The organism is Streptomyces sp. NPDC088817, assembly GCF_044750345.1.
Classification (GTDB): Bacteria; Actinomycetota; Actinomycetes; order Streptomycetales; family Streptomycetaceae; genus Streptomyces.
Genome location: NZ_JBIVJN010000010.1, coordinates 1 through 12,546, shown reverse-complemented (window position 1 = coordinate 12,546; position 12,546 = coordinate 1). Strand labels below are relative to the sequence as shown.

The 12,546-nt window shown below is 70.7% G+C and carries 11 protein-coding genes; 6 read left to right on the top strand and 5 right to left on the bottom strand.

Features of this window, described 5'->3' with window-relative positions; genetic code table 11:
* Nucleotides 1–143 precede the first annotated feature (143 nt).
* Complete coding sequence (locus tag ACIP4X_RS19765; protein WP_401349682.1) at nucleotides 144–1,811, bottom strand: integrase; 1,668 nt, start codon at nucleotides 1,809–1,811, stop codon at nucleotides 144–146.
* Nucleotides 1,812–2,059: 248 nt separating this feature from the next.
* Nucleotides 2,060–2,563, bottom strand: coding sequence for an NUDIX domain-containing protein (locus tag ACIP4X_RS19760; RefSeq protein ID WP_358728368.1), 504 nt, complete (start codon nucleotides 2,561–2,563; stop codon nucleotides 2,060–2,062).
* Nucleotides 2,564–2,798: 235 nt separating this feature from the next.
* On the opposite strand from ACIP4X_RS19760, the gene ACIP4X_RS19755 reads away from it, so the two are divergent.
* On the top strand, nucleotides 2,799–3,269 hold the full coding sequence (locus ACIP4X_RS19755; protein ID WP_358728366.1) for an ankyrin repeat domain-containing protein: 471 nt from the start codon (nucleotides 2,799–2,801) through the stop codon (nucleotides 3,267–3,269).
* Here ACIP4X_RS19755 and ACIP4X_RS19750 read toward each other — a convergent pair.
* Nucleotides 3,238–4,293 carry a LacI family DNA-binding transcriptional regulator gene (locus ACIP4X_RS19750; protein WP_358728365.1) on the bottom strand — a complete coding sequence of 352 codons (1,056 nt, stop codon included), beginning with the start codon at nucleotides 4,291–4,293 and terminating at the stop codon, nucleotides 3,238–3,240. The two genes, ACIP4X_RS19755 and ACIP4X_RS19750, sit on opposite strands and share 32 nt — an antisense overlap.
* Nucleotides 4,294–4,657: 364 nt before the next feature.
* Between ACIP4X_RS19750 and ACIP4X_RS19745 the strand changes: the two genes are divergently transcribed.
* The 4 genes from ACIP4X_RS19745 to ACIP4X_RS19730 all read left to right on the top strand — a co-directional run bounded on the left by ACIP4X_RS19745 (nucleotide 4,658) and on the right by ACIP4X_RS19730 (nucleotide 9,582).
* Nucleotides 4,658–6,022, top strand: coding sequence for an extracellular solute-binding protein (locus ACIP4X_RS19745; RefSeq protein WP_358728363.1), 1,365 nt, complete (start codon nucleotides 4,658–4,660; stop codon nucleotides 6,020–6,022).
* 5 nt (nucleotides 6,023–6,027) lie between these two features.
* Nucleotides 6,028–7,038 (top strand): sugar ABC transporter permease, encoded by a 1,011-nt coding sequence (locus ACIP4X_RS19740; protein WP_358728361.1) that lies wholly within the window; start codon nucleotides 6,028–6,030, stop codon nucleotides 7,036–7,038.
* Between the two features lie 12 nt (nucleotides 7,039–7,050).
* Nucleotides 7,051–7,956, top strand: a complete 906-nt coding sequence (locus tag ACIP4X_RS19735; RefSeq protein ID WP_358728359.1) for a carbohydrate ABC transporter permease — start codon at nucleotides 7,051–7,053, stop codon at nucleotides 7,954–7,956.
* A gap of 189 nt (nucleotides 7,957–8,145) precedes the next feature.
* Nucleotides 8,146–9,582, top strand: a complete 1,437-nt coding sequence (locus tag ACIP4X_RS19730; protein WP_358728357.1) for a GH1 family beta-glucosidase — start codon at nucleotides 8,146–8,148, stop codon at nucleotides 9,580–9,582.
* 95 nt (nucleotides 9,583–9,677) lie between these two features.
* Here ACIP4X_RS19730 and ACIP4X_RS19725 read toward each other — a convergent pair whose 3' ends face one another.
* Both ACIP4X_RS19725 and ACIP4X_RS19720 read right to left on the bottom strand, forming a co-directional pair.
* On the bottom strand, nucleotides 9,678–11,081 hold the full coding sequence (locus tag ACIP4X_RS19725) for a HAMP domain-containing sensor histidine kinase (protein WP_358728355.1): 1,404 nt from the start codon (nucleotides 11,079–11,081) through the stop codon (nucleotides 9,678–9,680).
* A complete protein-coding gene (locus ACIP4X_RS19720; RefSeq protein WP_100569217.1) occupies nucleotides 11,078–11,782 on the bottom strand; it encodes a response regulator transcription factor in 705 nt (234 codons plus the stop codon). Before ACIP4X_RS19720 ends, ACIP4X_RS19725 begins: the two co-directional genes overlap by 4 nt.
* A 139-nt stretch (nucleotides 11,783–11,921) precedes the next feature.
* Here ACIP4X_RS19720 and ACIP4X_RS19715 point away from each other — a divergent pair, with 139 nt between their 5' ends.
* Nucleotides 11,922–12,455, top strand: a complete 534-nt coding sequence (locus ACIP4X_RS19715; RefSeq protein WP_401349673.1) for a hypothetical protein — start codon at nucleotides 11,922–11,924, stop codon at nucleotides 12,453–12,455.
* Nucleotides 12,456–12,546: the final 91 nt, after the last annotated feature.

The following is a 12,546-nucleotide window of genomic DNA, read 5'->3' as shown; positions in this document are numbered from 1 at the left end:
GTGTGCCCCCACGGCCGGGCCACAGGGCTGCCTCTCCCCATGAGGCAGTTCGCGGCACATCAGGGCGAGGCGCTCGCAGGTGGCGAGCTGGACCGTGCCGCTCGTCGGCATCCGGGGCTCCGCTAGTGCGGGGCTCCGGCCGTTCAGGCGGGTTGCAAGAGGTCGACCACGGAGAGGCCGGTCTCGCCGTTGACGAGGGTGAGGGCGACTTCGGCGCGGGCCGCGAGATCGAGCGGGTCGAGGCCTTCGGCATAAGCGGCATGCACGATCCGATCCAGACCTGCCCCGACCAGGGGCGCAGCGGTGCGAAGCGACGCCTCCAGGGCCACTCCCTGTGTGGCTCCGCCATGCAGGATGATGTTGCGGGTCCGGTACAGGCGCCGAAGCGCGATCCGGAAGGCGCCGGCGACGTCGCTCAGAACCGGGCGTGGATCCCGCACCAGGTCGGCCATGCGCTGGGCAGCGGGCCAGTCACTGTATTTCGTGGACGCCCCGGTGAAGTCCAGCGCCTCGGCCCCTCGTGCGTGCAGCACCTCGGCGACCAGGTGGGCCCGCTCCTGGTTCGTGGTGCAGACCGCGATTTCACGGACGAGATCGTCCTTGGCGCGGGGCTTGTGGCGGTGCGCCAGCGCGGTGAGCTCGGCGCGGGGCCAGGAGCAGGCGATGATGGCCGCCATTCGATCGGCCGCCACCGCCTTTCCGGACCGCTCGTTCTCCTTGGGATCGTCCGGGTGCGACAACAGCGACTCGACGGCGGCCCAGGCGCCTGCGACAGCTGGAGCCATCGGTCCGCGGTTGACCGCGGCCGCGAGCTCAAGGGCATCGTCAATCCGGCTGCGGGCGCCAGTGACCTGGTAGAGGTGCCCTTCGTTGACGAGGGTCAGGACGTCGGCGCCTCGTGCTGGAGGATCGAGCGGGATGGGTTGCGGGTGTCCGGCGACCCAGATATGGGGAAGAGGCTCCACCCTGCCTCTGTCGCGCCGCAGGAACTCGGAGCGGGCGGTCATCCGCTCCAGCATCTGTCGGCCCTGCTCGGCAGCGCTGAAAGGGTCAAGTGCCTTAAAGCGGTAGACGAATCCGCCTCCAGGCCGGACACCCGACGTATCGTGGCCGTGTTCACGCAGCCAGGCGACGACCTTTCCCTTCTCGCACCAGTTCTCCAGGGGCTCGGCCAGCTCCCGCCGCGGCACCTTCTCCAGGGCCACCAGCACGTCGTACGGTCGGGCCGGGGTTCGTGCGAGTTCAGCGGCGCTCTCCGCTGTTTCCGCCGTAGTGGCGCGTGCGCCGTAAGGTTCTTTCGCCCAGGCCCTCAGAAAGCTGGCGCTGTAGCCGAGGTCGAGTAGATGGGAAGCCACCGTCCGTGAGAACCGCTCCGGCTTGACACGCTGGTCGACGGGAACACTGACCGCAGCTGCCCACCGATCCAGGTAGCCGGCCCGTACGTGCCCGATGATCTCCTTGAGCTGACGGCGCGCGGGGCTCGGATCCGGCAGCGCGTTCTTCAACAGGCCAGTGAGCTCCTTGCGCAGCTCCCTGTCTCCGAGGCCTCTGTCGGGGCCGATCAAGGCGTTGAGCTGGATGCGCTGCCAGTCACACGCGGCTGGTGACAGCACTCCGTGGGTCTGCCAGTATCCGGCCTGCCAAAGCTCCTCCAGCGCCAGTACCGAACCTATGTCCCAGAGGCGACGCGCCCATGGCGTTCCTTCATCGGTGAAAAAGTCCGCCATGCGGGCGAGTACGTGCCGCGCGTAGGGATCCGAAGCAGGAGCCGTGACCATCCCAGCACCCTGGCCGAGCAGCGGATTGGCCACTGCATGCCGATCTGATCAGTGCTACATTGACCGAAGACTTGAAGGGGCACCCGCCGTGCAACGGCCGCTGCCCCTTTCTTCTTGTCCGTATGCGTTCCGAGCCATCCGCGCTGCGGTTGCCCCGCGCCACGTCCAAGCATGGGACAGCCCGCGGCACTTTTGTCGCCGACAAACCGCCCAGGCACACTCGTCGAGCAAAAGCTCATTACCACTGCCGAGTTGCAACAGACCGAAGCCCGGCCACTCGGTCAGGTCACCTTCGGGCGATCTTGCAGAGCCTTCGCGATCACGTCGTGGATGAGGTGTTCGCCGGGGGCTCGGTTCTCCTTGAGCCGGGGGAGGTCGTCCGGGCCGAACCAGTCGTAGGCGGTGTGCTGGGGCCATTCCAGGGCGGGGTGACTCAGGTCGCCGTCGACTTCGACGAGGTAGTCGGCCTCCCGTCTCATGCCGCTGCCGTCGTCCCCGGTCCATGCGGTGATCCCGAGCAGGCGCCGCACCCGGCGCAGGCGCCAGCCGGTCTCCCCCTCGACTTCGCGGGCGAGGGCGTCCAGCAAGGACTCGCCGGGCTCGACGTGGCCGCCGACGATGTCCCAGCAGTCGGGGAAGAGCCGCCGGTCCGGACCGCGCCTCTGGGCGAAGGCCCGGCCGTCACGGTCGAGGATGACCGCTCCGGCCGCCCAGACCTCCCCGTCGACGGGAACCGGGATCTCGACTCCGCCGTCCACGGTCACCTTGTGCTGCTCGCCCGCCATGGCCTCACTGTAGGGCGAGCACGCTGCCGTCTCCTCGCCCCGGGCTCGGCTCCGACGGGTGCGACGGGTGCGACGGGTCAGGGCGGGGCCCGTTCTTCTTCACGGGCGGCTCCACCGCGTCGCCGTCGTCCGTGGCCTCGCAGTCGGCGGTCGGACAGTCGCCCACCGGGCCCGGCACAGCGAGGTGAGCTGATATCCAACGGTTCTCCGGACCGGAAGCCGCTACTCTCCGGCCATGAACCGACGGCAGCGCAAGAAGCTCTCCCGGCATCTCGTCGACGCGGCCATGCTGGGTGACACCGCCCGCGCGGAGGCGCTGTTGCGGGCCGGGGCCGATCCGGAGCGGGCGGACAGGGAGGGCACCACTGCGCTCTACGCGGCGTCCGTGCAGGGGGAGGCCGAGATAGTCCGGCTGCTTCTTACGGCCGGGGCCTGTCCGGACGCCGAGAGCGGGCGCGGGTCGGAGGGCACGCCCCTGTGCGCGGCCGCCTGCTGGGGGCACACCGAGACCGTTCGCGAACTGCTGGCGCACGGCGCCGATCCGGATCTCCGTGAGGATCACGGCACGGGCCGCACTCCCCTGGAGTGGGCGGTGGCCGATTCCCATGCCGAGACCGTCGCCCTTCTCGTCGCGGCGGGAGCCACCCACCACGGCGAACCAGGGCCGGGGGCCGTTACGACGACGCCCGCACCACCAGTTCCGTAGGCAGCACGAGTTGTCTGCGTTCCAGCCCGCGGGACACCGCCGGGCGGCGGTCGGCGATCTCGTTCAGCAGGAGGTCGATCATCGCGCGGCCCATCTCCTCGATGGGCTGGCGGACGCTGCTCAGCGGCGGGTCCATGTGGCGGGCTATGGCGGAGTCGTCGTAGCCGACGAGGGCCACGTCGTCGGGGATGCGGCGACCCTCCTCGCGCAGCACCTGGCGGGCGCCGGCTGCCGTGACGTCGGAGGCGGCGAAGACGGCGTCCAGGTCGGGGCGGTGGGCCAGCAGGCGCGTCATCGCACGACGGCCGCCGCCCTCGGTGAAGTCCCCCTGGGCCACCAGGAGTTCGTCCACCTCATGGCCCGCGTCGCGCAGGGCGTCGCGGTAGCCGTCGACGCGGCGCTGGGCACCGTAGACGTCCATGTGGCCGGTGATGTGGGCGACGGTGCGGCGGCCGTGGCCGAGCAGGTGCTCCACGGCGGAACGGGCGCCTCCGTAGTTGTCGGAGTCCACCGAGGTCAGGGTCTCGCCCGCGGACCGCGGACCGCTGATCACGGCCGGGATCTCCAACTGGGACAGCATGTCCGGCAGCGGGTCGTCGGCGTGCACCGAGACCAGCAGGACGCCGTCCACCCGGTGCGCGGCCAGGTACTGGGCCAGCCGCTGCCGCTTCTGGTCGCTGCCGGCGAAGATCAGCAGCAACTGCATCTCCGTGTCCGACAGTCCGGCGCCGACACCCCGCAGCATGTCCGAGAAGTACGGCTCGGCGAAGAAGCGGGTCTCCGGCTCGGGCACGACGAGGGCGATCGCGTCGGTGCGGTTGGCGGCGAGGGCGCGGGCGGCCGTGTTGGGGACGTAGCCGAGTTCGGCCACCGCGGCCTCGACCGCGGCCCGGGTGGCGTCACTGACCCGGGGCGAGCCGTTGATCACCCGTGACACGGTGCCCCGGCCGACGCCGGCCCGCGCGGCGACCTCTTCGAGGGTCGGCCGACCGCCGTACCGGCCCCGCGCTCCGTGGCCTGCCATTGGCTCCGCCTTTCCGCCGTCGAAACCGCCTTGGCCTGGAATGTAACAGTCTCCCGAGAACGCACGCCGTGCCCGGGGCTGCCGCGGCGGCCTCCGGGGAGGGAGCGGCTCCGCATGTCCGGGACGAGAACCTCACCCTCCCGTGTTAGCTAACAGGCCGATAACTGAACGCATTTGTCCTCGCTCACACCCTTGACACCCCCGCTCGAACCCGCGACTCTTCAACACATCACTGGTGGGAGCGCTCCCACAGTACCTGACACATACACAACCCGCACGTTCCCCGCCCGAGCCGCAGCGAGTAAAACGGGCCCAACATGCAGTTGGCCGGGGGGTCGGCACGTCAGGGCAACAGGAGGACGCAATGCGAGCACGTTTCCTCGCCCCTTCTCGGCTTCGTCCGAGTGGGGGCACACCCATCGCCCGCAAGGCGGTGGTCCTGGCGGCAGCCGCGTCGCTGGGGGCCGGACTGCTGGCCGGCTGCTCCAGCGACAGCGGAGACAAGACCGGCTCGTCCGGCGGCAGTGGCAACGGCGGTGGCAAGGTCACGATCACCTTGGGGCTCTTCGGCACCATGGGCTTCAAGGAGGCCGGCCTCTACGCCGAGTACGAGAAGCTGCACTCCGGTATCAGGATCCAGGAGAACGTCACCGAGCGCAATGAGAACTACTACCCGGCGCTCGTCAACCACCTGACCACCAACAGCGGTCTGATGGACGTCCAGGCCGTCGAAGTCGGCAACATCGCCGAGGTCGTCGCCACCCAGGCGGCCAAGTTCGAGGACCTCTCCAAGGTCTCGGGCGTAGACAAGAGCAACTGGCTGGACTGGAAGTGGCAGCAGGCCACCACCAAGGACGACCAGACCATCGGCCTGGGCACCGACATCGGCCCGATGGCGATCTGCTACCGCAAGGACCTCTTCGAGCAGGCCGGTCTGCCCACCGACCGCGACGAGGTCGGCAAGCTGTGGGCGGGCGACTGGAACAAGTTCGTCGCGGCGGGCGAGACGTTCAAGAAGAAGGCGCCCAAGGGCACCTACTTCATGGACTCCCCCGGCGGTCTGATCAACGCGATTCTCAGCAGTGAGAAGGAGAAGTTCTACGACTCCTCCGGCAACGTCATCTACAAGAAGAACCCCGCTGTCAAGAGCGCCTTCAACCTGACGGCCAAGGCCGCCCAGGAGGGCCTGCTCCAGTCGCAGACGCAGTTCCAGCCGGCCTGGGACCAGACGATCGCGAACAGCAAGTTCGCCACCGTCGCCTGCCCGCCGTGGATGCTCGGCACCATCAAGGGCAAGTCGAAGCCGGACGCGGCCGGCAAGTGGGACGTGGCCGTGCCGCCGAAGGGCGGCAACTGGGGCGGTTCCTTCCTGGCCGTGCCCAAGAGCGGCAAGCACGTGAAGGAGGCGACGGACTTCATCACCTGGTTGACGGCTCCCGAGCAGCAGGCGAAGCTGTTCGCCGTCCAGGGCAGCTTCCCGAGCGCGCCGGGCGCGTACACCATGCCGGCGGTGACCGACGCGAAGAACGAGATGACCGGTGACGCGCCCATCGGCAAGATCTTCGCTGAGGCCGCCAAGTCCATCCCGGTCCAGGTGATCGGCCCGAAGGACCAGATCGTCCAGCAGGGTCTGACGGACAACGGTGTCTTCCTCGTGACGAAGGGCAAGTCGCCCGCCGACGCGTGGGACACGGCCACGAAGACCATCGACAACAACCTGGAGAAGTGACCGGTATGGCCACCCGGCACGACACCGCCGCGCCCCCCGAGGAGGGGGGCGCGGCCCCGGGCCGCCCGGCGGAGACCGACACCGCCGACGCGGAGCACCGGCGCCGGGCGCGGCTGTCCCGCCGCTGGCAGCGGGACATGCGGTGGAGCCCGTACGCGTTCGTCTCGCCGTTCTTCCTGCTGTTCGTCGCCTTCGGGCTGTTCCCGCTGATCTACACGGGGTGGGCCTCGCTGCACACGGTGGAGCTGACGGCGCCGACCGACATGGAATGGGCCGGGCTGCGCAACTACACCCGGATCTTCGACGACGAGTTCTTCTGGAACGCGGCGCGGAACACCCTGACCATCGGCATCATCTCCACGGTCCCGCAGCTGCTGATGGCGATGGGCCTGGCGCACATCCTGAACTACCGGCTGCGCGCCACGACGTTCTACCGGGTCGCGATGCTCGCGCCGTACGCGACCTCGATCGCCGCCGCCTCGCTGGTCTTCGTGCTGCTCTTCGGCCGCGACTACGGCATGATCAACTGGGTGCTGCACTCGGCCGGCCTCGGCAACGTCGACTGGCAGAACGACAAGTGGCCCTCCCAGATAGCCGTCTCCACGATCATCGTCTGGCGCTGGACGGGCTACAACGCGCTGATCTACCTCGCGGCGATGCAGGCCATCCCGAACGACCTGTACGAGTCGGCCGCCCTGGACGGCGCCAACCGGTTCCGGCAGTTCTTCCACGTCACCCTGCCGCAGCTGCGTCCGACCATCCTGTTCACCGCCGTGGTGTCGACCATCGGCGCCAGCCAGGTCTTCGGCGAGCCGCTGCTGTTCGACGCCAACAAGGGCGCCTCCGGCGGGGCCGAGCACCAGTTCCAGACGCTGGGTCTGTACCTGTACGAGCAGGGCTGGGTGAACCAGCACCTGGGCCGGGCCTCCGCGATCGCCTGGACGATGTTCCTGATCCTGATCGTGATCGGCGTCGTCAACTACGTCATCTCGCGCCGGCTGCGCGCCAGTAGTTAAGGAGTACCGGCCGTGACGACGACGACCCTGACCGAACCCGAGACGCCGACCGAGGCGCCCCGCCGGACGCGCCGGCCCAAGGCCGCCCGCGCGGGCGGACAACTGCACGCCGGCCCGATCGCCTACGTGATCCTGGCCCTGTTCACCATCGGGTCGCTGTTCCCGCTGGTGTGGACGGCGATCGCCGCCTCCCGGAACAACAACCGGCTGGCGCAGACCCCGCCGCCCTTCTGGTTCGGCTCGAACCTGACGCACAACCTCCAGGTCGCCTGGACGGACGCCAATCTGGGCAAGGCCTTCGTCAACACCACGATCGTGGCGGGGACCTCCGCCGCGACGGTCGTGTTCCTGTCGACGATCGCCGGCTTCGCCTTCGCCAAGCTGCGCTTCAAGGGCCGGGGCGCGCTGATGCTGATCGTGATCGGCACGATGATGGTGCCGCCGCAGCTCAGCATCATCCCGCTCTACATGATGGTGGCCAAGCTGGACTGGACCGACCAGCTGCAGGCGGTGATCCTGCCGTCGCTGGTCAGCGCGTTCGGTGTGTTCTTCATGCGGCAGTACCTGATCCAGGCGCTGCCGGACGAGATCATCGAGGCCGCCCGGGTGGACGGCGCGGGCAGTTGGCGCGTGGTGTGGCACGTGGTGTTCCCGGCGGCGCGTCCCGCGATGGCCGTGCTGGGGATGCTGATGTTCGTGCAGACCTGGAACGACTTCCTGTGGCCCTACCTGGTCCTGACCCAGACCGGCAACCCGACCGTGCAGGTCGCCCTCGCGGGCCTGGGCCGCGGCTACACCCCCGACCAGTCCCTGATCATGGCGGGCGCGCTGCTCGGCACGCTGCCGCTGCTGCTGGTCTTCTCGATCTTCGGCAAGCAGATCGTGGGCGGCATCATGCAGGGCGCGGTCAAGGGCTGACGCCCGCGACCCGTCCTCGTCCGCGCGGCGGCCCGGCCGCCGCGCACACCCCCCGCCTTTCCGGGGGCCGGGTCACCGTGGTCCCGGCCCCTTGCCCCTCTGTCTCCTTTTCCTCTGTCCACATCGATCCCTGTCCACCCTCCCCTTTCGAATCGTCGGTCTTTCACGACCACCTATGGGAGCGCTTCCATGCCTGAGTCCGCACAGCCGGTGACCCCGGTGACCTTTCCGCCCGCCTTCCTCTGGGGCGCCGCGACCTCCGCGTACCAGATCGAGGGGGCGGTGCGGGAGGACGGCCGCACGCCCTCGATCTGGGACACCTTCAGCCATACCCCGGGCAAGACCGCCGGAGGTGAGACCGGTGACATCGCTGTCGACCACTACCACCGCTACCGCGACGACGTGGCCCTGATGGCGGACCTGGGCCTGAACGCCTACCGCTTCTCCATCTCCTGGTCACGGGTGCAGCCCACCGGCCGGGGCCCCGCCGTCCAGGTGGGCCTGGACTTCTACCGCCGTCTCGTGGACGAGCTGCTCGACCGCGGGATCAAGCCGGCCGTCACCCTCTACCACTGGGACCTCCCGCAGGAACTGGAGGACGCGGGCGGCTGGCCCGAGCGTGAGACCGCGCTGCGCTTCGCGGAGTACGCGCAGATCGTCGGTGAGGCGCTCGGCGACCGGGTGGAGCAGTGGATCACCCTCAACGAGCCGTGGTGCAGCGCCTTCCTGGGCTACGGCTCCGGGGTGCACGCGCCGGGCCGCACCGAGCCCGCGGCCACGCTGCGCGCGGCCCACCACCTGAACCTGGCCCACGGCCTGGGCACGCAGGCGCTCCGGTCGGTGATGCCTGCCCGCAACTCGGTCGCGGTCAGCCTCAACTCCTCGGTGGTCCGCACGGTCTCGCAGGACCCCGCGGACCTGGCTGCGGCCCAGAAGATCGACGACCTGGCCAACGGGATCTTCCACGGCCCGATGCTGCACGGCGCGTACCCGGCCACGCTGCTGGAGGCGACCTCCTCCCTCACGGACTGGTCCTTCGTCCAGGACGGCGACGTGCGTGCCGCCCACCAGCCGCTGGACGCGCTCGGCCTCAACTACTACACACCGGCCCTGGTGTCGGCGGCGGACACGACGCTGGAGGGCCCGCGGGCCGACGGTCACGGGGCGAGCGAGCACTCGCCGTGGCCCGGCGCGGACGACGTGGCGTTCCACCAGACGCCGGGCGACCGCACCGAGATGGGCTGGACGATCGACCCGAGCGGCCTGCACGAGCTGATCATGCGCTACTCCCGCGAGGCACCGGGGCTGGCCCTGTACGTCACCGAGAACGGCGCCGCCTACGACGACAAGGTGGACGCCGACGGCCGCGTACACGACCCGGAGCGCGTCGCCTACCTGCACGCGCACCTGGCGGCGGTGCGCCGGGCCATCGCGGACGGCGCGGACGTCCGCGGGTACTACCTGTGGTCCCTGATGGACAACTTCGAGTGGGCCTACGGGTACAGCAAGCGGTTCGGCGCGGTCTACGTCGACTACAGCACCCTCGCCCGGATCCCGAAGTCCAGCGCCCACTGGTACGGCAGGGCCGCCCGCACCGGGGAGCTGCCGTCGCCGGACGCCGCCTGACGGCCCGTCCGGCCCACAGCGCGTCCCGGCCGGCTCGGGGGTGACCCGGCCGGGGCGCTTCCCGCCCTCGACGCGTCCGCTCAGGGAGCGGAGGCTCAGGGAAGGGACCGGGTACGGCCGAGGCGAGCGGCCGATCTGCCCGGCCGGCGGCGACGCACCGCTCCCCGGTGCCCGGAGCGGACCGGGGAGCGTGCGTCGAGCTGGATCCAGATCCGCACCTCCGTGCCGCCGAGCACGGAGGAGCCGATCCGCACGTCCCCGCCGGTGGACTCCGCGAGCCGGCGCACGATGTCCAGGCCGAGTCCCGTGGAGCCGTCGTTCCCCGATCCGCGTCCGCGCAGTATCGCCGCGTCCGGGTCGGGTATGCCCGGTCCGGCGTCGGAGACCAGCACGATCACCGCGTCGTCGCCGTTGTGCACGTCGACCGCGAACGCGGTGCCCTCGGCGGTGTGCCGGAAGACGTTGCCGAGCAGGGCGTCCAGCGCGGCCGCGAGGTCGGCGCGGGCCACGGGTATGCGCACCGGCCGCTCGACGCCGGCCAGCCGCCACTTGCGGCCCTCGTCCTCGGCGAGCGCCGACCAGAACTCCATGCGCTCGCGGACGACTTCGGCCGCGTCGCAGCCGGCGCCCGGACCGGCGGCCGCCGTCTGCGGCTTGGCCTCCCGGGCGGTGCGGATGATCGTGTCGACCTCCCGCTCCAGCTGGGCGACCGCCGTCCGGGTCTGCTCGGCGGCGGTCCCGGCTCCGAGCGAGGCCGCGTTCAGGCGCAGTACGGTCAGCGGCGTACGCAGCCGGTGGGACAGGTCGGCCGCCAGCTCCCGTTCGTTCGCGAGCAGTTGGACAACCTGATCGGCCATGGAGTTGAACGCGACGGCCGCGAGCCGCAGTTCGGTCGGCCCGTCCTCGGGCACCCGGGCGCCGAGTCGGCCCTCGCCCAGTTCGTGCGCGCCCTCGGCCAGCCGCTGCGCGGGCCTCACCATCCGTACGCCGAGCCGGTCGGCGACGGCGACCGAGCCGACGACGAGCGCCGCGCCCACACCGGCGAGCACCGCCCAGGCCGTGCCCACGCCCCTGCCGACCTCGGCCTCGGGGACGTAGACCTCGACGACGGCGATGGCGCCGGAACTCAGCGCGACCGGCTGGAGCAGCGTGGATCCGCCGGGCACGTCGGCGGTGGAGGCGCGGCCCGTGCGCCGCACGGTCGCGATGTCCTCGCCGGTGGCCCGGGCGCGACCGATCTCGACGGCGGCGGTGCCGTCGACTGCCGGTACGTGCACGGCCATCCGGGCGTCGGAGCCCGCCGAGGCGACGACCCGCTCCAACGGCTCGCGCTCGGTGGTGATGGACAGGGCGGGCGCGACCGCCGCGGCCTGGCGCTCGGCGTTGGAGAAGGCGCGGTCTCGGGCCATCTCCTTGATGACCAGGGCGAGCGGGACGGCGAAGGCGATCACGACCATCGTGGTGACCGCGAGGCAGACCTTGACCAATGCCCATCTCATCGCGGCGGCTCCCCTCCGGGCGGCTCCAGCTTCACGCCCACGCCCCGCAGGGTGTGCAGATAGCGGGGCCGGGCGGCCGTCTCGCCCAGCTTCCTTCTGAGCCAGGACAGATGGACGTCTATCGTCTGGTCGTCGCCGTAGGACTGCCGCCACACCTCGGCGAGCAGTTCCTTGCGTGCCACGACCACTCCCGGCCGTCCGGCGAGGAAGGCGAGCAGGTCGAACTCACGACGGGTCAGGTCCAGCCGCACGCCGTCCAACTCGGCCTGGCGGCGCAGCGGGTCGACGGTCAGGCCGCCGACCCGGAGCACGGTGGACGGCGGCTGCCCGCCGGTGGCGGAGCGGGCCCGGCGCAGCACGGCGGCCATGCGCGCGGACAGGTGCTCGACGGAGAAGGGCTTGGTCAGGTAGTCGTCCGCCCCGGCGTTGAGCAGCCGGACGATCTCCGCCTCGTCGTCCCGGGCGGTGGCGATGATGACGGGCACGTCGGTGATCCCGCGCAGCATCTTCAGCGCCTCGGAGCCGTCCAGGTCGGGCAGTCCGAGGTCCAGTACGACCAGGTCGAAGCGGAGGTGGGCGACCTCGCGCAGCGCTTCGAGCGCCGTGCCGACGCTGCGCACGGTGTGCGAGGCGTCGGTCAGGTGCCGGATGAGCGCGGAGCGCACGAACGGGTCGTCCTCGACCACGAGAACACTTGCCATGCGCCGCACCGTACGCCATGCGGGCGGGCCCGGCCGGGGCCTGTGGACAACTCCCCCCGGGCTCCGACCGCCTGTGGACAACCTCACCCCGACGGGGTTCCCGCGACACCATGGGGACGGGTGGGGCAGGATGTCGGCGATGCTGAGAGGACTCGTACACCTGCTGGCGTGGTCGCTCGCCACGGGCGCGGCGGCCACCCTGTCGTGGTGGGGCGTCCACACGGTGATGGCGGGCACGGCCTACGATCCGCCGCGCGCCCTGCCCATCACCGCGGCCGAGGTGCCCCGTCAGGAGTCGGCACCGTCCGCCGCCTCCCCCACCCCTCGGCCGACCGCGTCCAAGAGCCCTTCGGCCAGTCCGAGCGTGCCCTCCGGCGGACCGACCGTGACTCCCACCCCCTCCCGGCCGGCGCGCCCCGCGAGCGGTCCCGCCCCCTCCCCCACCGTCTCCGGCCAGGTGCGGAGTTACGACACCGAGGGGGGCCGGGTGGTCTTCGACCTCGGCGAGGTCTCGGCGAACCTGGTCTCCGCGACTCCGTGCACGGGCTGGTCGATGCAGGTGTGGAAGACGGAGACCTGGATCCGCGTCGAGTTCACCTCCGGCACGGACCGGGTGTCGGTCATCTGCGCCTGGCACGACGGTCCGCCGCATGTGGAGATCGGCGACTACTAGTAGCGTGTCGCTACTTAGCTGTGGGTTGTTTGGTCGGGAGGCTGGTGTTTGGCAGACTCCTCTTCCGTTCTGCCGGACAGGGCTGGTGCGA